At 71.5% G+C, this 17,804-nt stretch carries 21 protein-coding genes; 6 read left to right on the top strand and 15 right to left on the bottom strand.

What is annotated here, in order from left to right:
- Nucleotides 1-315: 315 nt before the first annotated feature.
- Nucleotides 316-1,752 carry a C4-dicarboxylate transporter DctA gene (gene dctA / locus OQ02_RS09250; RefSeq protein ID WP_231499922.1) on the bottom strand — a complete coding sequence of 479 codons (1,437 nt, stop codon included), beginning with the start codon at nucleotides 1,750-1,752 and terminating at the stop codon, nucleotides 316-318.
- A 114-nt stretch (nucleotides 1,753-1,866) separates the two neighbouring features.
- Between dctA and OQ02_RS09245 the strand changes: the two genes are divergently transcribed.
- Nucleotides 1,867-2,808: a TAXI family TRAP transporter solute-binding subunit gene (locus tag OQ02_RS09245; protein ID WP_081915480.1), complete on the top strand. Its 942-nt coding sequence runs from the start codon at nucleotides 1,867-1,869 to the stop codon at nucleotides 2,806-2,808.
- A 45-nt stretch (nucleotides 2,809-2,853) separates the two neighbouring features.
- Here OQ02_RS09245 and OQ02_RS09240 read toward each other — a convergent pair whose 3' ends face one another.
- Nucleotides 2,854-4,209 (bottom strand): sensor histidine kinase, encoded by a 1,356-nt coding sequence (locus OQ02_RS09240; RefSeq protein ID WP_033437818.1) that lies wholly within the window; start codon nucleotides 4,207-4,209, stop codon nucleotides 2,854-2,856.
- 79 nt (nucleotides 4,210-4,288) lie between these two features.
- Here OQ02_RS09240 and OQ02_RS09235 point away from each other — a divergent pair, with 79 nt between their 5' ends.
- Nucleotides 4,289-4,825: an AMIN-like domain-containing (lipo)protein gene (locus tag OQ02_RS09235; protein WP_231499921.1), complete on the top strand. Its 537-nt coding sequence runs from the start codon at nucleotides 4,289-4,291 to the stop codon at nucleotides 4,823-4,825.
- A gap of 31 nt (nucleotides 4,826-4,856) precedes the next feature.
- On the opposite strand, the gene OQ02_RS09230 is transcribed toward OQ02_RS09235, so the two are convergent.
- From OQ02_RS09230 to OQ02_RS09195, 8 genes are all read right to left on the bottom strand, one after another.
- Entirely contained in the window at nucleotides 4,857-5,522 is a 666-nt protein-coding gene (locus OQ02_RS09230; protein WP_033437817.1) for a response regulator transcription factor, read from the bottom strand.
- A gap of 6 nt (nucleotides 5,523-5,528) precedes the next feature.
- Nucleotides 5,529-6,602 (bottom strand): prolipoprotein diacylglyceryl transferase, encoded by a 1,074-nt coding sequence (lgt, locus tag OQ02_RS09225; RefSeq protein ID WP_081915498.1) that lies wholly within the window; start codon nucleotides 6,600-6,602, stop codon nucleotides 5,529-5,531.
- Nucleotides 6,603-6,637: 35 nt separating this feature from the next.
- Nucleotides 6,638-7,216, bottom strand: a complete 579-nt coding sequence (locus OQ02_RS09220) for a Uma2 family endonuclease (protein ID WP_051772063.1) — start codon at nucleotides 7,214-7,216, stop codon at nucleotides 6,638-6,640.
- A 150-nt stretch (nucleotides 7,217-7,366) separates the two neighbouring features.
- Nucleotides 7,367-8,152 carry a tryptophan synthase subunit alpha gene (trpA, locus tag OQ02_RS09215; protein WP_033437816.1) on the bottom strand — a complete coding sequence of 262 codons (786 nt, stop codon included), beginning with the start codon at nucleotides 8,150-8,152 and terminating at the stop codon, nucleotides 7,367-7,369.
- Nucleotides 8,149-9,372: a tryptophan synthase subunit beta gene (trpB, locus tag OQ02_RS09210; RefSeq protein WP_033437815.1), complete on the bottom strand. Its 1,224-nt coding sequence runs from the start codon at nucleotides 9,370-9,372 to the stop codon at nucleotides 8,149-8,151. The genes trpA and trpB overlap by 4 nt, the downstream gene beginning before the upstream one ends.
- 11 nt (nucleotides 9,373-9,383) lie before the next feature.
- On the bottom strand, nucleotides 9,384-10,193 hold the full coding sequence (gene trpC / locus OQ02_RS09205; protein ID WP_033437814.1) for an indole-3-glycerol phosphate synthase TrpC: 810 nt from the start codon (nucleotides 10,191-10,193) through the stop codon (nucleotides 9,384-9,386).
- 209 nt (nucleotides 10,194-10,402) lie between these two features.
- On the bottom strand, nucleotides 10,403-10,912 hold the full coding sequence (locus OQ02_RS09200; RefSeq protein ID WP_051772062.1) for a Trp biosynthesis-associated membrane protein: 510 nt from the start codon (nucleotides 10,910-10,912) through the stop codon (nucleotides 10,403-10,405).
- A complete protein-coding gene (locus OQ02_RS09195) occupies nucleotides 10,905-12,446 on the bottom strand; it encodes an anthranilate synthase component I (protein ID WP_033437813.1) in 1,542 nt (513 codons plus the stop codon). The genes OQ02_RS09200 and OQ02_RS09195 overlap by 8 nt, the downstream gene beginning before the upstream one ends.
- Nucleotides 12,447-12,540: 94 nt before the next feature.
- Here OQ02_RS09195 and OQ02_RS09190 point away from each other — a divergent pair, with 94 nt between their 5' ends.
- Nucleotides 12,541-13,155 carry a TetR/AcrR family transcriptional regulator gene (locus tag OQ02_RS09190; RefSeq protein WP_033437812.1) on the top strand — a complete coding sequence of 205 codons (615 nt, stop codon included), beginning with the start codon at nucleotides 12,541-12,543 and terminating at the stop codon, nucleotides 13,153-13,155.
- Here the strand turns inward: OQ02_RS09190 and hisI are convergent.
- From hisI to hisF, 3 genes are read right to left on the bottom strand one after another with little or no spacing between them, the layout of a single operon-like run.
- Nucleotides 13,136-13,492: a phosphoribosyl-AMP cyclohydrolase gene (hisI, locus tag OQ02_RS09185; RefSeq protein ID WP_033437811.1), complete on the bottom strand. Its 357-nt coding sequence runs from the start codon at nucleotides 13,490-13,492 to the stop codon at nucleotides 13,136-13,138. The genes OQ02_RS09190 and hisI overlap by 20 nt on opposite strands.
- Nucleotides 13,489-13,866 (bottom strand): hypothetical protein, encoded by a 378-nt coding sequence (locus OQ02_RS09180; protein WP_033437810.1) that lies wholly within the window; start codon nucleotides 13,864-13,866, stop codon nucleotides 13,489-13,491. Before OQ02_RS09180 ends, hisI begins: the two co-directional genes overlap by 4 nt.
- A complete protein-coding gene (hisF, locus tag OQ02_RS09175) occupies nucleotides 13,866-14,639 on the bottom strand; it encodes an imidazole glycerol phosphate synthase subunit HisF (RefSeq protein ID WP_033437809.1) in 774 nt (257 codons plus the stop codon). Before hisF ends, OQ02_RS09180 begins: the two co-directional genes overlap by 1 nt.
- A gap of 396 nt (nucleotides 14,640-15,035) precedes the next feature.
- On the opposite strand from hisF, the gene OQ02_RS09170 reads away from it, so the two are divergent.
- The 3 genes from OQ02_RS09170 (at nucleotide 15,036) to OQ02_RS09160 (ending at nucleotide 16,449) form a co-directional block, all read left to right on the top strand.
- On the top strand, nucleotides 15,036-15,239 hold the full coding sequence (locus OQ02_RS09170) for a cold-shock protein (RefSeq protein ID WP_033437808.1): 204 nt from the start codon (nucleotides 15,036-15,038) through the stop codon (nucleotides 15,237-15,239).
- A 77-nt stretch (nucleotides 15,240-15,316) separates the two neighbouring features.
- Complete coding sequence (locus OQ02_RS09165; RefSeq protein ID WP_033437807.1) at nucleotides 15,317-15,685, top strand: PPOX class F420-dependent oxidoreductase; 369 nt, start codon at nucleotides 15,317-15,319, stop codon at nucleotides 15,683-15,685.
- A 38-nt stretch (nucleotides 15,686-15,723) separates the two neighbouring features.
- On the top strand, nucleotides 15,724-16,449 hold the full coding sequence (locus tag OQ02_RS09160) for a Clp protease N-terminal domain-containing protein (protein ID WP_033437806.1): 726 nt from the start codon (nucleotides 15,724-15,726) through the stop codon (nucleotides 16,447-16,449).
- Here OQ02_RS09160 and priA read toward each other — a convergent pair.
- Entirely contained in the window at nucleotides 16,412-17,146 is a 735-nt protein-coding gene (priA, locus tag OQ02_RS09155) for a bifunctional 1-(5-phosphoribosyl)-5-((5-phosphoribosylamino)methylideneamino)imidazole-4-carboxamide isomerase/phosphoribosylanthranilate isomerase PriA (protein WP_033437805.1), read from the bottom strand. The genes OQ02_RS09160 and priA overlap by 38 nt on opposite strands.
- Before the next feature lie 19 nt (nucleotides 17,147-17,165).
- The gene (hisH, locus tag OQ02_RS09150) at nucleotides 17,166-17,804 is read right to left on the bottom strand and encodes an imidazole glycerol phosphate synthase subunit HisH (protein ID WP_033437804.1); all 639 of its coding nucleotides are present in this window, start codon (nucleotides 17,802-17,804) and stop codon (nucleotides 17,166-17,168) included.

Here is a 17,804-nt window from a genome sequence, read left to right as displayed (position 1 = left end):
GGTCCTGGAATCCGGGTGCTGGGCACGGGACGACGATGGCCCGCGTGTTGACGCGACTTTAACAGTCGCGAAACCGGACCACACCATCCAACGGGTGATCTCGGTCGCCGCGCCGTAACGATTCAGCCCGCCGGAGCGATACCGGGCCGACTTGTTACGCGTTGTTAAGCATAACCGAGCGACCCCGCCCGCGCGCGTCGGTGAGAGCTTGCGTACAGCGCCCAGGCGGCACGTAAGCGCAGGTGAGCCCCCGGACGCCGCCGCCTGCCTGTGGGAGAGGGCGGCGGGGTCCGGGGGCTCACGGCCGGGTGGCTCTTATCGGGTCGCGCCGGCGCCCACCGCTTCGCGGTCGCCGGCCTCCTCGTCGTCGCTGTGCTGACGCTCCATCAGGGCGTCCACGTCGACCTGCGACGGGTTGTCCATCACCTCGCGCAGCCGGTCGCGGTCCAACTGGCCCTGCCAGCGGGCCACCACGAGCGTGCCCACGCCGTTGCCGATGACGTTCGTGATCGCCCGCGCCTCGGACATGAACCGGTCGATGCCCACGATCAGCGCGATGCCGACCGCCGGGATGGCGCTGTTCGCCTCGAACGCGCTCAGCGAGGCCGCCAGCGTGACCAGGCCCGCGCCCGTCACGCCCGCCGCGCCCTTGCTGGCCAGCAGCATGAACAGCAGCAGGCCGATCTGGGTGCCGAGGCCGACCTCGGTGCCCGTCGCCTGGGCGATGAAGATCGCGCCCATGGTCAGGTAGATGCAGGTGCCGTCCAGGTTGAACGAGTAGCCGGTCGGGATGGTGAGGCCGACCACCGACTTGTCCGCGCCCGCCGCCTCCAGCTTCACCAGCATCCGCGGCAGCACCGTCTCGGACGACGACGTGCCGAGCACGATCAGCAGTTCGTCCTTGATGTACCGGAGGAACTTGAAGATCGAGAACCCGGCGTACAGGGACACCCCGCCCAGCACCACCAGGATGAACAGCAGGCACGTCGCGTAGAACGAGCCCATCAGCCAGGCCAGCTTGCCCAGGATCGAGCCGCCGAACTTGCCGATCGTGTAGGCGATGCCGCCGAACGCCCCGATCGGCGCCGCGTACATGACGATCTTGATGACGCCGAACATGACCTTGGCGACGGTGTCGAGCGCCGCCACCACCTTCTCGCCGCGCTTGCCCATGCCCGCGACGGCGACCGCCACCAGGACCGCGACCACCAGGACCTGGATGAGCTGGCCGTCGGTGAACGCGCCGATGAACGACTTGGGCACCAGGCTGAGGATGAAGCCGGTCACGCCCGTCTCGGCGGTCGCGGCGTCGGCGAGCGTCTTCTCCGCCGCGGCGTCGTTCAGCGGCACCGACGCGCCGTGGTGACCGGGAGCGACCAGGTTGACCACGATGAGCCCGATGGCCAGGGCCGCCGTCGTCATCGCGGTGAAGTAGAGGATCGTCCGCAGCGCCAGGCCGCCCGCCTTGGCGAGGTTCCCCAGGCCGGCGATGCCGACCACGATCGTGCAGAAGATGGTCGGTGCGATGACGACCTTGACGAGCGCGATGAAGAAGTCCGCCAACCACTTCATGCCGGAGGCCTGCGCCGGGAACGCGTAGCCGACGATCACGCCGAGTACGATCGAGACCAGGACCCAGAAGTAGAGGTGCTTGTAGATCGGTTTGCGCTCACGTGTCGGCGCGCTGACCACGTCGTCCTCCAAGGGGACCAATGCCTGCCGGATCGGGGGTTGGTTGGTGATCCTGGGCACAGGGCGGGATGGCGACAAGGAGCTCGCCGGAAACTTCAGGTCCCTCTGACGTAACGCTCCGTTCACGCGGCCGGCAGGGCTCTGCCCAGCGGCCGGCGGGGTTAGTCTGCCGTCGTGCCCTCCCGGCGTTCCGTGCTGCTGGCCGCCCTCGCGGCGGGCGTGCCGTGCGCCGCGGCCGGTTGCACGTCGGGCGGTGGTCCGGTCCTGGAGGAACTGGTCCTGGCGACCGGTCCGGACGGTGCCGTGTTCCGCGAGATCGGTGGCGCGCTGGCGTCGGCGCTGGCGGACGAGCTGCCGGAGACCCGGGTGGTGTCCCGCTCGACCGGGGCGTCCGTGGAGAACGTGCGGCTGTTGCGGGCAGGTGAAGTCCACCTCGGGTTGTCCTCTTTGGACCCCCTGGTGGGTGACGCGCTCCTGAGCGCGGACGATCCGGCCGGCATCAGCGCGGTGGGGCGGCTGTACGACAGCTTCATGCAGGTGGTCGTGCCCGCGGACTCGCCGGTGCGCCGGCTGTCCGACCTGGCGGGCCGGCCGGTGTCGTTCGGACCGACCGAGTCGGGGACGGAGTTCACCGCCACCCGCCTGCTGTCGCTGCTGGGTATCGAGGTCGATGCCCGGCGGATGGCGCACGCCGAGGCGTCACGGCAGCTGGTGGCCGGTTCGCTGGACGCGATCCTCGCGCTCACCGGCATCCCGACACCCGCGGTCACGGACATCCTCGACGAGTTCCCGCTGCGGCTGCTGGACCTGCCCGACGAGGCGGTCCGCCTGGCCGCCGTCTACTCCGGCCCCTACGTGCCCGCGACCATCCCCGCCACGACGTACGGGACCCTCGGCCCGTGCCGCACGTTCGCCGTGCCGAACTTGCTGCTCGCGCGCACGGCGCTGGCCGAGGACGTGGTGGAGGTGGTGACGCGGACGGTGTTCACCCAGTCGGAGCGCATCGCGGCCGGGCACCCGGAGGCGAGCCGGATCAACGTCCGAACCGGCATCGCCACCGGCCGCGTGCCGCTGCACAAGGGCGCCGAGCGCTGGTTCCGAGCCACCAAGCGCTGACCACCGATGCGGCGGGTTCCAGCGCACGGGAGCGGTCACCCGCGCTCACGCGCTGAGGCGAACCACCGCGTCCAGCCCGTGCGGCTCGGCGGGTAGCAGTTCCAGCTCGCCCCCGGCCGACCCGATCAGCTCGGCGCAGATCGCCAACCCCAGACCCGTGCCGGCGACGTTCTGATGGCGCGGCGCACGCCAGAACCGCCGCACGGCGTCGACGCGCTCCTGGTCCGTCAACCCCGCCCCGTCGTCGGTCACGTGCAGCTCGACCCGCCCGTCGGCGGCCCTCCCCCACACCCGGACGCGGGTGCCGCCGGACAGGCGGATCGCGTTGCCGACCAGTTCGTCCAGCACGCTGCCCAGGCCGCCGGGCGGTTCCAGTGCCCGCAGGCCGGGTGGGACGGCGAGCTCCAGGCTCATGTCGCCCGCCAGCGCCCGCCAGCCCGGGACGTGGGTGGCGAGGAGGCTGTCCACGTCGACCGGCTCGGCGGCGGAGGCGCTGTCCAGGCGGGTGGCGGCCAGGAGGGTGTCCAGGACGCGGCCCATCTCCTCGGCCTCGTCCACCGCGATGCGCTGCGCCTCGCGACCGGCGTCGTCGGTGACGTGCGGGGCGAGGTTGTCCACCGCCAGGCGGAGGCTGGCCAGGGGGTTGCGGAGCTGGTGGGAGGCGTCCGAGACGAACGCGCGTTGCCGGCGCAGCGCCCTGCCCACCACGTCGACCATCGCGTTGAAGCTGGCGGCCAGTCGGCGCAGTTCGGGCGGGCCGCCCAGCTCGTCCGCGCGGGCGTCCAGCTGGCCGCCCGCCACGGCCGCCGTGGCCTCGTCCAGCCTGCGGACCGGCCGGAGGACCCAGCGGGACATCGGCCACGCGACCGCGACCACGCCCAGCATGGGCACCAGGCCGATGAGCGCCAGCAGACCCCACTGGCGCAGGATCGCCGATCTCAGGCCGTCGGTCGGGGAGATGGTCACCACCGCCGCCACCACCTCGCTGTCCCGTCCGACCGGCTCGACCACGACGAGGTTCACCCGCTCCCACGGCCACACCGACTGGTCCGTCTCACCCCGGTACCCGCCGAACGCCGCCTTGAGACCGACCTCCACGTGCGGGTCGGTCAGCGGGAACGGTTGGCGGGAGGCCTCCACGACCGTCCCGTCCGTGCGGACCAGACCCGTGGAGATGCCGTAGAGCTGGTCGTACCGGATCAATTCCTCGCGCAGCGCGGTCAGCCGGCCCGACGCCAGGGCGTTCTCCGCCAGCGACGCGAACCGGCCCGCGTCACCCAGCCGGTCGAGGTAGGTCTCCTGGCTCTCGCGCTGCACGACGGCGAACGCGAGCGGCACGCCGAGGGCCGCTACGAGGGCGATGAGCAGCGGCACGATGAGGACGAGCAAGCGGCGCAGCACGCGGAGACAACCTCCCCAGGGTGACGTGCGTCATATCACAGTCGGCCATTCCGGCCAACGAGAGAGTGAGAACGGGGGAATGAGCATGCTACGCAAGGTCGCACTGTTCCTGGCCGCGGTCGCCGCGATCGTACTGGTCGCGCCGCTGTCGGCCTCGGCCTCGACGTCCGGGTGCCCGACGGTCTACTGGGGTTCGCTGCCCAAGGTGGCGTCCCCGACGGACACCGGGCACCTGACGAACATCAGAGCCGGTAGACACGAGTGCTACGACCGCCTGGTGCTCGACTTCATCGGCACCAACGACGGCTACAACGTGCAGTACGTGTCCGAGGTCGTGCAGGACGGGTCGGGCTTCCCGGTGCCGCTGCGCGGTGGCGCGAAGCTGCGGGTCATCGTGAACTCGCCCGCTTACGACGATTACGGCAACCCGACCTACCGCTTCTCCAACCCGTCGGAGCTGGTGAACGTCACCGGGTTCTCGACGTTCCGGCAGGTCGCGTGGGCCGGGTCGTTCGAGGGGCAGTCCACGGTCGGGCTCGGTGTGCGGGCACGGCTGCCGTTCCGGGTCTTCACGCTGCCCGGACGGGTCGTGGTGGACGTCGCCCACACGTGGTGACCGGCTGCTGCCGGTGGAACGGAATCCGTAGTCAGGTGTGGGCTGCCACCCGGTAGCCCACACCTCGGATCGTCTCGATGCGCAGGGCGTCGCCCAGCTTGCCGCGCAGGGCGGCGATGTGGGTGTCGAGCGTGCGCGACGGCGCCTCCCAGTGCGCCTGCCACACCTGGTCGACGATCAGGTCGCGGCTGACGACGGTGCCCGCCCGGCCCACGAGGAGGGCGAGGAGGTCGAACTCCTTGCGGGTCAGGGTCACCGGTTCGCCGTTGATGGTGGCCTGCCTGCTGCCCGGGTCCAGGGTGAGCGGGCCGAGCGTCACCCGGTGCTCCCGTTCGGCGGCACGTGCGGCGCGGGTGCGCCTGAGCACCGCCTCTATCCGGGCGAGGAGTTCAGCCGTGCCGAACGGTTTCACCACGTAGTCGTCCGCGCCGAGTCGCAGCCCGAGGACGCGTTCGCGTTCCTCGCCGCGCGCGGTGACGGTGATGATGGCGGTGCCGGTGCGGTGGCGGAGTTCGCGCAGCACGTCGAGGCCGTCGCCGTCGGGCAGGCCGAGGTCGAGCAGCACGACGTCCGCCGGTGGCGCGGTCAGCGCCGCGGCGGCCGTGCCCGCCCGGTGGACTTCGTAGCCGGCGTGCCGGAGCGCGGTGAGCAGACCACGGGCGACCCGGTCGTCGTCTTCGACGACGAGGATGCGCATCCGCGCCTACTGGCCCGGCTTGTCGCCGGTGTCCGCGGGCTTGTCGGGCGTCGACTTCGTGTCGGGGACGGTCGCTTCCTCGGGTGCCCTGGCTCCTTCGGACACCGGCGCATCGGACACCGTCTCCTCGGAAGCGGTCTGCTCGGACACCGTCTGCTCGGACGTGGCTTCCCGGTCGGAGGCGTCGTCCGAAGCGGAGGCGTCCGTTTCGTCATCGGGGTCGCGGCGCACGATGACTTCGCGTTCGCCTCGCTTCGCGGCCAGGACGAAGTAGACGACCGCGCCGATGAACACGAGGACGGACACGAGCACGTTGATGCGCATCCCGAACACCTGGGTGGCCGGGTCGACGCGCATGATCTCGATCCAGAACCGGCCGGCCGTGTAGCCCGCGACGTACAGCGCGAACACCCGGCCGTGGCCCAGGCGGAACTTCCGGTCGGCCCAGACGATCAGCAGCGCGACGCCGAGGTTCCACAGCAGTTCGTAGAGGAACGTCGGGTGCACGATCTCGGTCGGGGTGTGGTCCAGCGCGACGCCGGCCAGCTCGTCCTTGTAGCCGGTGGCCGGGTTGACCCGCTCGTAGATCTCCAGGCCCCACGGCAGCGTGGTGGGACCGCCGTACAGCTCCTGGTTGAAGTAGTTGCCGAGGCGGCCGATGGCCTGCGCGGTGACGATGCCGGGCGCCAGGGCGTCCGCCATCGCGGGCAGGGGGATGCCCCTGCGCCGGCAGGCGATCCACGCGCCGACGCCACCCAGCGCGATGGCGCCCCAGATGCCCAGGCCGCCGTTCCAGATGGCCAGCGCGTCGAGCGGGTTGCGGCCCTCGCCGAAGTACTTGTGGTAGTCCGTCGCCACGTGGTACAGCCGGCCGCCGACCAGGCCGAACGGGACGGCGAAGACGGCGATGTCGGTGACGTCGCCCTTCAGCCCACCGCGGGCCACCCAGCGGCGCTCACCCCACCAGATGGCCAGGATGATGCCGAGGATGATGCACAGCGCGTAGGCGCGGATCGGGATCGGTCCCAGTTGCCACACGCCCTGGTCGGGGCTGGGGATCGTCGCGAGGTAAGTCGTCACCACGGCCACCACCGTAGTGGGTGCGCCCGTTCGTCCTAGAGGGACAGCTCGATTGTTACCGGGAAGGGTCGTTCGAGCTTCAGCACGCCGCCCGCGCTGCGCGCGGTCTCCACGTACTCGATGCCGTCGATCTCGAACAGCGTCGCCACCGGCTCGCCACCCTTCGGGTCGACGACCAGGTAGAACGGCACGCCTGCCTCGGCGTACAGCTTCTTCTTGAGGACGAGGTCCTGGAGACGAGTGCTCGGCGAGAGCACTTCGCCCGCCAACAGCAGGTCCTGCACCGGCAGCAGCAGGCCGCGGAACCCGGCCGCGTTGACGGTGAAATCCGGGATCAGCAGCCGGCCGCCTGACAGACCGACGTTGATGCCCGGCATCGCCTCGTAACCCGGCGGGCACGCCTGCCGCAGCGCTGCGTAGAAGTCGCCGACGAGCAGTTGGTGGCGCCCCGTGCCGAGCGGGCTCACCAGCAGTGCCCCGTCGACCAGTTCGACCCGCTGCGACGGGTCGTCGGGCAGCGCGAGGACTTCTTCGAGGGTCCACGGTCCCTCGTGGTGCTGGAACCACGGAGCGGGGTGGCCGGCCTCGTGTTCGTAGTCCGCCGGCAGCGCCATGCGTCTTCACCTCCGGAGGCAGCCCGACGCACGCCAGTGTCGCACCGGGGTCATGAATGGGCTTGATCACGAACCCAAGCATGCCGACGGGCACCGACAGTTCCAGGGCCTCAAGGCCGCCGAACGGCGTAGTTCACTCGAACGTGCGTGCTAGGCGGGCGTCGCCACTTGGCGCACCCCGGTGGCCAAGTCCTCCGTCAACGCCGCCACGGTGTCGTCCTGCACCGCGGACACGAACGCCGAGCCGACGATGACGCCGTCCGCGAACGCCGCCAGCTCCGCCGCCTGCGCCCCGTTCCGCACGCCCAGCCCGACGCCGATCGGCATGTCCGTGTGCTCGCGCACCCGCTTGACCAGCGCCGGAGCGGCCGACGACACGACATCGCGCGCCCCGGTCACCCCCATCACCGACGTGGCGTAGAGGAACCCGCGCGAGGACTTCGCCGCCAAGTCGATGCGCTCGCCGCTGGACGACGGCGCGACCAGGAAGATCCGGTCCAGGTCGTGCGCGTCGGTGGCCCCGATCCACTCGGCGCCCTCGTCGGGCACCAGGTCGGGCGTGATCACGCCCAGCCCGCCGGCCGCCGCCAGGTCGCGCGCGAACCGGTCCACCCCGTACGCGAGCACCGGGTTCCAGTACGTCATCACGACCGCGCGCCCACCGGCCGCCGCCACCGACTCGACCACGCCGAACAGGTCCCGCACCCGGAACCCGCCGCGCAGCGCCTGCTCGGCGGCGCGCTGGATGGTGACGCCGTCCATGACCGGGTCGGAGAACGGCAGGCCGACCTCGACCAGGTCGCACCCGGCCGACACCATCGTCTTCAGCACGTCCTTCGAGCCCTCGACCGACGGGTAGCCCGCCGGGAGGTACCCGATCAGGGCCGCCCGCGACTCGGCCCGACAAGTCGAGAAGACCGAAGCCAACCCGCTCACGACTCCACCCCCAGCCCGAACCACTTGATCGCGGTGTCCATGTCCTTGTCGCCGCGACCGGACAGGTTGACCAGGATCAGCCCTTCCGGCCCCAGTTCACGTCCGAGCACGAGCGCGCCGGCCAGGGCGTGCGCCGACTCGACGGCGGGGATGATGCCCTCTTCCCGCGACAGCAGCGCGAACGCGTCCATCGCCTGGGCGTCGGTCACCGGCCGGTACTCGGCGCGACCGATGTCCTTCAGGTGCGCGTGCTCGGGTCCGACGCCGGGGTAGTCCAGGCCGGCCGAGATGGAGTGCGCCTCGGCGATCTGCCCGTCCTCGTCCTGCAGCACGTAGGACATCGCGCCGTGCAGCGACCCGGGCGTGCCGGCGGTCAGCGTCGCGCCGTGGCGGGCGGTGTCGATGCCGTCGCCGCCGGGTTCCAGGCCGACGAGCCGGACCGACGGGTCGTCGATGAACCCGTGGAAGATGCCGATGGCGTTGGAGCCGCCGCCGACGCACGCGGCGACCACGTCGGGCAGTCGACCGGCCTTCTCCAGGATCTGTTGGCGCGCTTCGACGCCGATGATCCGGTGGAAGTCGCGCACGAGCACCGGGAACGGGTGCGGTCCGGCCGCGGTGCCGAGGAGGTAGTGGGTGTCGTCGACGTTGGCGACCCAGTCGCGCAGCGCCTCGTTGATGGCGTCCTTGAGCGTGCGCGAGCCGGTCTTCACGGGGATGACCTGCGCGCCGAGGAGCCGCATGCGGGCGACGTTCAGCGACTGCCGCTCGGTGTCGACCTCGCCCATGTAGACGACGCAGTCGAGGCCCATCAGCGCGCACGCGGTGGCGGTGGCGACGCCGTGCTGGCCGGCGCCGGTCTCGGCGATGACCCGCTTCTTGCCCATCCGCTTGGTGAGCAGCGCCTGGCCCAGCACGTTGTTGATCTTGTGCGAGCCGGTGTGGTTGAGGTCCTCGCGCTTGAGGAACACCCGTGCGCCGCCCGCGTGCGCGCCGAACTTGGGCGCCTCGGTCAGCAGCGACGGGCGGCCCGCGAAGTCGCGCAGCAGCCGGGCGAACTCGTCCAGGAACTCCGGGTCGACCCGCGCCTTCTCGTAGAACGCGGCGAGTTCGTCGACAGCGCCGATGAGCGCCTCCGGCATGAACCGGCCGCCCCACCGCCCGAAGTGGCCGCCCTCGTCCGGGTCGTGGGGTGTCGGAGCCAACTGGCCGCGCGACATGCGCTCTCCCTCTACCTGCTCGGCCGGGGGCACGCGGGGTGGGATCCCGCGGTCACCAGCTTGTTCACCGCGACCTTGGGGTCGCCGCTCGTCACCAGGCTCTCGCCCACCAGCACCGCGTCGGCGCCCGCGCCCGCGTACGCCATCAGGTCGCCCGGACCGGTCACGCCGGACTCCGCGATCTTGATGGTGTCGAAGGGCAGCCCCGGCGCGATGCGGCCGAACACGTCCTTGTCGACTTCCAGGGTGTGCAGGTTGCGGGCGTTCACGCCGATGACGCTCGCCCCCGCCTCCAGCGCGCGGTCGGCCTCCTCGGCCGTGTGCACCTCGACCAGGGCGGTCATGCCCAGCGACTCGACCCGGTCCAGCAGGGCGACCAGGGCGTTCTGCTCCAGCGCCGCCACGATCAGCAGCACCAGGTCCGCGCCGTGCAGGCGTGCCTCGTGCACCTGGTAGGGGCTGACGATGAAGTCCTTGCGCAGCAGGGGAACACCCACCGCCGCACGCACCGCGTCGAAGTCCGCGAGGGAACCGCCGAACCGGCGCTCCTCGGTCAGCACGCTGATGGCCCGCGCGCCGCCCAGCTCGTACTGCACGGCGAGGTCCGCGGGCTCCGGGATGTCGGCCAGCTGCCCCTTGGACGGGCTGCGCCGCTTGACCTCCGCGATCACGCCGACGCCCGGTGAGCGCAGGATCGACATCACGTCCTGGGGCGGCGGCACCTTGGCCGCCTTCTCCCTGAGCACGTCGAAGGGCAGTGCCGCCTCACGTGTGGCGAGGTCTTCGCGGACGCCTTCCACGATCGATTCGAGCACGGTCATCCGCGCACCCCGCTCGACTCCGTCAGACCTTCCGGTTCAGTCGCAAGCTCCCGCACGTCATGCTCCCCTTCCCGCCACGAGGATGCTAACCCCGCCGGGAACGGCGTCCGGCCACCGGGTGGGCCCGTTCGCGCTGCTGGCCGGGGTCCTCACGAGCCGACGTGCGCAAACGTGCGGGACCGGTGGTCCGGTCGGCGCCCGGCGCGTGGTCAGTCCCGGTCCGTGGGATCGTCGCCGCGTTCCAGCGCGTTCCACAGGTCGCGCTCGGGATCGGCGTTCGCCTTGGCCGCGCCGGGTGTCCGGTAGCCGCCTCCGAGGCGTGGCATGGCAGAGCCGCGCACGACGAGCAGCGCTCCGGCGGCGACCACGAGGAACGCGCCGACGAGCACGAGGCCGCGTCCGACCGGCGGGCCGTCGGCGTCCACCCCCTGGAACGCCGCCGCGGCGCCCGCGAGGACCACGACGACGCCGAGCACGCGTCGCGCCCAGCCGCTCAGCGCCACCGCGGCGGCGATGGCGGCCAGGCACAGCAACGCCAGCGGTGTCAGCGCGGGCACGACCTGCGCGCCGGTCCGGTCCGCCGAGGCGTCCCACGTGATGCCGGACGCGCCCCACAACGCCGCCGCGCCGAGCAGCAGCAGGGCCACCACGATCCACAGTGGACGCCTGCCGCGCCGGGCGCCGGACGCCGGCACCTCGGGCGACGGCACGTCAGACACGGGCCGGGTCCACCGCCGGCGCCATGGTCTGCGCGGTCGCGATGGCGGACAGCACCGCGCCCGCCTTGTTCAGGCACTCGTTGTCCTCGGCGACCGGGTCGGAGTCGGCCACGATGCCGCCGCCCGCCTGCACGTACGCCACGCCGTCGCGCACCAGGGCGGTGCGGATGGCGATCGCGGTGTCGGCGTCGCCGGCGAAGTCCAGGTAGCCGACGACGCCGCCGTACAGGCCGCGCCGGGTGGGCTCCAGCTCCTCGATCAGCTCCATCGCGCGCGGCTTGGGCGCGCCGGACAGGGTGCCCGCGGGGAAGCAGGCCGCGACCGCGTCGAACGCCGTCCTCCCGTCCGCCAGCTCGCCGCTGACCGTGGACACGATGTGCATGACGTGGCTGTACCGCTCGACCTTGAAGAAGTCGACCACCGTCACCGAGCCGGGCTTGCACACCCGGCCCAGGTCGTTGCGGCCCAGGTCGACGAGCATCAGGTGCTCGGCGCGTTCCTTGTGGTCGGCCAGGAGGTCCTTCTCCAGCAGGGCGTCCTCCTCCTCGTCAACGCCCCTCCAGCGAGTGCCCGCGATGGGGTGAGTGGTGGCCTTGCCGTCGCGCACGGTCACCAGCGACTCCGGGCTGCACCCGACGATGTCGAAGTCGTCCAGGCGGAGCAGGTACATGTACGGGCTGGGGTTGGACGTGCGCAGGACGCGGTAGATGTCGAGCGCGTCGGCGTCGGTGCGCATCTCGAACCGCTGCGACAGCACGACCTGGAACGCCTCGCCGGCGCGGATGGCCTCCTTGGCCTTCTCCACCGCCGCGCAGTGCTCCTGCTGCGTGCGGCGGCGGACGAACTCGGGCTTGGGCCGGGAGAACACGGCGGCCGAGGGCGGGGCGGGGCTCTGGAGGTCCTGCGTCATCCGGTCGAGGCGGGCCACGGCGTCGTCGTACGCCGCATCCACCCGTTCCGGTGAATCGTCCCAGTTGATGGCGTTGGCGATGAGCGTGACGGTGCCCTCGTGGTGGTCGAGCGCGGCCAGGTCGGTGGCCAGCAGCATGACCAGCTCGGGCACGTTCAGGTCGTCCTCGGTGAGCGACGGCAGCCGTTCGAGCCGGCGGACCGCGTCGTAGCCGATGTAGCCGACCATGCCGCCGGTCAGCGGCGGCAGGCCGGGCAGCGGGTCGGTGCGCAGCACCTCGATCGTCTCGCGCAGGGCGGCCAGCGGGTCGCCGCCCTCGGGCAGACCGACCGGGTGCGGACCCTGCCAGAACGCCTCGCCGCCGGTCGCGGTCAGGGCACCCGCGCTGCGCGCGCCGACGAACGACCAGCGCGACCAGGAGCGGCCGTTCTCGGCCGACTCGAACAGGAACGTGCCCGACCGGTCCGCCGCGAGCTTGCGGTACAGCCCGACCGGCGTCTCCGCGTCCGCCAGCAGCCGCCGCACCACGGGGACGACCCGCCGTTCGGCGGCGAGCTCGCGGAACTCCTCGCGCGTCGGGCTGACCTCGCCCAGACCCGCACCTGCACCGATGACGCTCACCATGGGCGACATTGTGCCGGTCGTGCGCCCGGACCCGTGCGAGGGCTCTATTTCAACGTACGTTGAAAAACTTCCGGGTCTCACGCATCATGGTGGCGTGAACCCAGGCTCGCAACACACCGAACCGAAGCGCCGGGGCCGGCGGGCGGGCGGCGAGGACACTAAGGCCGCGCTGCTGGCCGCCGCGCGCGAGGTGTTCGTGGAACGCGGCTACGAGGGCGCGACGGTCCGGTCCATCGCCGCCCGCGCGGGCGTGGACGCGGCGATGGTCAACCACTGGTTCGGCGGCAAGGAAGGCCTGTTCGCCAAGGCGGTGCTCCAACTGCCGATCGACCCGAACACGCTGGTGGAGCACCTGCTCGACGGTCCGGACGAGGCGATCGGCGAACGGATCGTGCGCACGTTCCTCACCGTCTGGGACCCGATCGGCGGCGGGCCGTTCGCCGCCATGGTGCGCAGCGTGACGTCGCACGGCCAGGTCGCCGACGTGCTGCGCGGTTTCTTCGTGAACACCCTGCTGAGGCGGATCGTGGCGCACCTGGACGCACCCGACCGCGACCTGCGCGCGACCCTCGTGGCCAGCCAGATCGTCGGCATGGGCATGGTGCGCTACGTGGTCCGGTTCGAGCCGCTCGCGTCGGCGGACGTGGACACGCTGGTCAAGGCCATCGCGCCCAACGTCCAGCGCTACCTCACCGGGGATCTGGGCTGAGCAGCACGGTCGAGTCGAAGCACGACGCGTCGCCAGTGTGGCAGGCCGCGCCGACCTGGTCGACGAGCAGCAGCACGGTGTCGCCGTCGCAGTCCAGCCGCACCTCGTGCACGTGCTGCGTGTGCCCCGACGTCTCGCCCTTCACCCACAGCTGCTGACGGCTGCGCGAGTAGTACGTGGCGCGGCGGGTGGTGAGCGTGCGGTGCAGGGCCTCGTCGTCCATCCACGCGACCATCAGCACCTCCCCGGTGCCCCGGCGCTGCGCCACGGCGCACACCAGGCCGTCGGCGGTGCGCTTGAGCCGTGCTGCGATGGACGGGTCGAGCGCGCTGGTCAACGCTTGCCTCCGATGAAGTGGATCCGGGCGGGCCGGGTGTTGAGCAGCACGACGGCGAAGACGTGGGCCGCCGAGATGAGACCGGAGAGCACGCGGATCCACAGCGCGCCCTGGTTGAGGACCGCGAGCAGGTGGACCAGCGCGACCAGGCCGAACACGAACGCGGCCGTCAGCCGGGCCGCGCGCGGGCCTGCCACCAGGCCGAACACCACCAGCAGCTCGAGCACCGCGACGATCACCGGGAACTTGATCCAGCCCGTGTCGCCGTCCAGCTGCCACTGGACCAGGCCCATGAGGATGAACGCCAGGCCGCCCACCGCGCCGATCAGGATCGCGAGGGCCACCTCCGGGGGCGCGTTGCGCGGGGCGAACATCAGCGCACCTCCACGCCCGCGTCGCGCAGGCTGCCCTTGACGTCGCCGATGCGCAGCGTGCCGAAGTGGAAGACGCTGGCGGCGAGCACGGCGTCCGCGCCCTCGGCCACGGCCGGCGGGAAGTGCTCCAGCGCGCCCGCGCCGCCGCTCGCGATCAGCGGCACGTCGACCACCTTGCGGGTCAGCCGGATCAGCTCCAGGTCGAAGCCCGCCTTGGTGCCGTCCGCGTCCATCGAGTTCAGCAGGATCTCGCCGACGCCGAGCTCCTGGCCACGGGCGGCCCACTCGACCGCGTCGATGCCGGTGCCCTTGCGCCCGCCGTGGGTGGTCACCTCGAACCCCGAGGGCGTGGGCTCCTCGCCCTCCGGCACGCGTCGCGCGTCGACCGACAGCACGATGCACTGGGCGCCGAACCGGCGGGACAGCTCGCCGAGCAGCTCGGGGCGTGCGATCGCGGCCGTGTTGACGCTCACCTTGTCCGCGCCCGACCGCAGCAGCTTGTCCACGTCGTCGGCGCTGCGCACGCCGCCGCCCACCGTGAGCGGGATGAACACCTGCTCCGCGGTGCGCCTGACCACGTCGAACGTGGTCTCGCGGTCGCTGGACGACGCCGTCACGTCGAGGAACGTCAGCTCGTCCGCACCCTCCGCGTCGTAGGCCCGCGCCAGCTCGACCGGGTCGCCGGCGTCGACGAGGTTGGTGAAGTTCACGCCCTTCACCACCCGGCCCCGGTCGACGTCGAGGCAGGGGATCACGCGCACCGCTACTGACATGGGTAAAAGCCTACGGGGACGCCCTGAGCGGCCGACTCGCGGTGCCCGACCAGGTGGGGCGGGTCGCCGGGAGGGACGGGTGGTCCGCCGTTCCGAGCGTTGAACTCGGGGGTCCTGAACGTAGGACTCGCGGGTCGTGAACGTAGGACTCACGCGTTCTGGACGTAGGACTCACGGGGGCGGGGGTGTCCCACTTTCGGGTGTGGGACGTTGGACACGTGCGATGGGGGCGACGCGGCGGCCAAAGTGTGGTTCACTTGTGGAGGTCGCAAGTTTTGTGTTCGTGTTTATCCACGCTCGCGAAACGCGTTTGAGCGTGTGATTCCTCAGGGTCAGCGTTTGGACCGGCCGCAGCGGGTGCGTTCGCCCCGTTGGTAGCTGTATGAGGAGTAAAGCATGGCGCAGGGCACCGTGAAGTGGTTCAACTCGGAGAAGGGCTTCGGCTTCATCTCCCCCGAGGATGGCGGCGCTGACGTGTTCGTCCACTACTCGGAGATCCAGAGCGGCGGCTACCGCAGCCTGGAAGAGAACCAGCGCGTGAGCTTCGATGTCGGCCAGGGTGCCAAGGGCCCCCAGGCCACCAACGTGACGGTCATCTGACCTGAGCGTTACCGGCTGAGCCCCGTTCCCACTTGTGGGAGCGGGGCTCTTCCGCGTTCCGGCTAACGTCTCGCGGTATGGATCTCGGAACCGGCAAATACCTCCTGCTGACCACCTACCGCAAGAACGGCGCCGCCGTGCCGACACCCGTGTGGGTGACCTCCGAAGGTGACACGCTGTGCGCGTGGTCCGCCGTCGACACGGGCAAGGTCAAGCGGATCCGCCGCTCCGGAGACGTCCGCATCGGCCCGTGCGACATCAAGGGCAAGCCCACCGGCGAGCAGGTCCCGGCGACCGCCCGACTGCTCGACCAGGCCGGGAGCGACCGGGTCCGGTCCCTCATCGCGAAGAAGTACGGCCTGATGGGCAGGCTCACGCTCCTCGGCAGCCGCCTCCGCCGGGGCCGCGAGGGCAGCATCGGCATCGAGATCACGCCGTCAACCTGAAGTTGACCGTGTCCCACTCGTCAACCTACAGTTGACGGGTGGTAGCCCCGCCGGTCCAGCTCACGGACCTCATCGTCACCGTCGCGTCGGAACACCCGGACGTGCTGGGCAGACTCGCCGCGGCCGTGGAGCTGAGCAGCCGGCTCGACGAGCTGGGCGACCACCTCATCGGCCACTTCGTGGACGAGGCGCGGCGCGCGGGCGCGAGCTGGACCGACATCGGCGAGAGCCTCGGCGTCACCAAGCAGGCCGCGCAGAAGCGGTTCGTGCCCAAGGAGTCCCCGGACCTGAAGCCGAGCTTCGACCGCTACACCGACCGCGCGCGCCGGGTCGTCGTGCTGGCCCGGCACCACGCCCGGTTCAGCGAGCACATCGGCACCGAGCACCTGCTGCTCGGTCTCCTGGACGAGTCGGGTGGCCTGGCCGCGAAGACGATCGCCAGGCTGGAGGCGTCGGAGGGCACCACGCGGCTGGCCGTGCTCAATGCGCTGGACGGCACGGTCCGGCAGCGGCCCGAGCCGCAGCCGTTCACCACGCGCTGCAAGAAGGCGCTGGAACTGGCCGTGCGGGCGTCACTGCGCCACGGCCACACCTTCGTCGGTCCCGAGCACCTGCTGCTCGGCCTGCTCGCCGAGGGCGGTGGCACCGCGGCCAAGGCCCTGGACGACACGGGGGTGACCAGGGAGGCCGCGGAGGCCTACATCGTCAAGGAGATCGACGACGCGATCAGGCGCGCACCGCGGCCAGTGCCTCCGGGAGCGTGAACGCTCCCGCGTAGAGCGCCTTGCCGACGATCGCCCCTTCCACGCCGTCGCGGGACAGCTTCGACAGCGCGACCAGGTCGTCCACACTGGACACCCCGCCGGAGGCGATCACCGGCGCGTCGGTGCGTGCGCAGACCTCGCGCAGCAGGTCCACGTTCGGGCCCTGGAGAGTGCCGTCCTTGCCGACGTCGGTCACCACGTAGCGGGCGCAGCCGTCGCGGTCCAGCCGCTCCAGCACCTCCCACAGGTCGCCGCCGTCCTTGGTCCAGCCGCGCGCGGCCACCCGGTGGCCCTGGTCGGTGATCCGCACGTCCAGCCCGACCGCGATCTTCTCGCCGTGCTCGGCGACGACCTTCGCGCACCACACCGGGTCCTCCAGCGCGGCCGTGCCCAGGTTCACCCTGGCGCAGCCGGTGGCCAGCGCGGCGGCCAGCGAGGCGTCGTCGCGGATGCCGCCGGACAGCTCGACCTTGACGTCGAGCTCGCCGACGACGCGGGCCAGCAGTTCGCGGTTGCTGCCGCGGCCGAACGCGGCGTCGAGGTCGACCAGGTGGACCCACTCGGCGCCGTCGCGCTGCCACGCGCGGGCGGCGTCCAACGGGTCGCCGTAGTTGGTCTCGGTGCCGGCCTCGCCCTGGACGAGGCGAACGGCCAGGCCATCGGCCACGTCAACAGCCGGGAGCAGCGTGAAAGTCACGCGTTCAGCCTAGTTGAAGCTAGGCGAAGCTCTTCAGCCAGTTCTCCAGCAGCTGCGCGCCCGCGTCACCGGACTTCTCGGGGTGGAACTGGGTCGCCCACAGCGGCCCGTTCTCCACCGCCGCGACGAACTCGTCGCCGCCGTGCTCGGCCCACGTCACCAGCGGCGCCTTGATCGTGCCGGACGAGGAGTCCAGCTCCCACTTGCGCACGCCGTAGGAGTGCACGAAGTAGTAGCGGGTGTCCGCGTCGAGGCCCGCGAACAGCTTGGTGCCCTCGGGCGCGCGGACCGTGTTCCAGCCCATGTGCGGCACGACGGGCGCTTCCAGCCGCTCCACCGTGCCGGGCCACTCGCCGCAGCCCTCGGTGCGCACGCCGTGCTCGATGCCGCGCTCGAACAGGATCTGCATGCCGACGCAGATGCCGAGCACCGGACGTCCGCCGGCGAGGCGCTGGCCGATGAGCCTGCCGCCCTTGATGGCGTCCAGGCCGGCCATGCACGCGGCGAACGCGCCGACACCGGGCACCACCAGGCCGTCCGCGTCGAGCGCGGCCCGATGGTCGGCGGTCACCTCCACGTCGGCGCCGACGCGCTGGAGCGCGCGCTCGGCGGAGCGGATGTTGCCGAATCCGTAGTCCAGCACAACGACTCGTGGCAC

Origin of the sequence: Saccharothrix sp. NRRL B-16314, assembly GCF_000716595.1 — a bacterium.
Taxonomy (GTDB): Bacteria; Actinomycetota; Actinomycetes; order Mycobacteriales; family Pseudonocardiaceae; genus Actinosynnema.
Note: the sequence above shows the minus strand (reverse complement) of the source record. Positions and strands in the feature narration are given on the sequence as shown.

What these genes read in the sequence shown, in the direction of transcription:
- OQ02_RS09235 (WP_231499921.1), top strand. Translation starts at nt 4,289, where the DNA reads ATGAGCATGCTACGCAAGGTCGCACTGTTCCTGGCCGCGGTCGCCGCG.
- trpB (WP_033437815.1), bottom strand. Translation starts at nt 9,372, where the DNA reads ATGTCGCGCGGCCAGTTGGCTCCGACACCCCACGACCCGGACGAGGGC.
- OQ02_RS09230 (WP_033437817.1), bottom strand. Translation starts at nt 5,522, where the DNA reads ATGCGCATCCTCGTCGTCGAAGACGACGACCGGGTCGCCCGTGGTCTG.
- OQ02_RS09165 (WP_033437807.1), top strand. Translation starts at nt 15,317, where the DNA reads ATGGATCTCGGAACCGGCAAATACCTCCTGCTGACCACCTACCGCAAG.
- trpC (WP_033437814.1), bottom strand. Translation starts at nt 10,193, where the DNA reads ATGACCGTGCTCGAATCGATCGTGGAAGGCGTCCGCGAAGACCTCGCC.
- OQ02_RS09195 (WP_033437813.1), bottom strand. Translation starts at nt 12,446, where the DNA reads ATGGTGAGCGTCATCGGTGCAGGTGCGGGTCTGGGCGAGGTCAGCCCG.
- hisF (WP_033437809.1), bottom strand. Translation starts at nt 14,639, where the DNA reads ATGTCAGTAGCGGTGCGCGTGATCCCCTGCCTCGACGTCGACCGGGGC.
- OQ02_RS09180 (WP_033437810.1), bottom strand. Translation starts at nt 13,866, where the DNA reads ATGTTCGCCCCGCGCAACGCGCCCCCGGAGGTGGCCCTCGCGATCCTG.
- OQ02_RS09170 (WP_033437808.1), top strand. Translation starts at nt 15,036, where the DNA reads ATGGCGCAGGGCACCGTGAAGTGGTTCAACTCGGAGAAGGGCTTCGGC.
- OQ02_RS09220 (WP_051772063.1), bottom strand. Translation starts at nt 7,216, where the DNA reads ATGGCGCTGCCGGCGGACTACGAACACGAGGCCGGCCACCCCGCTCCG.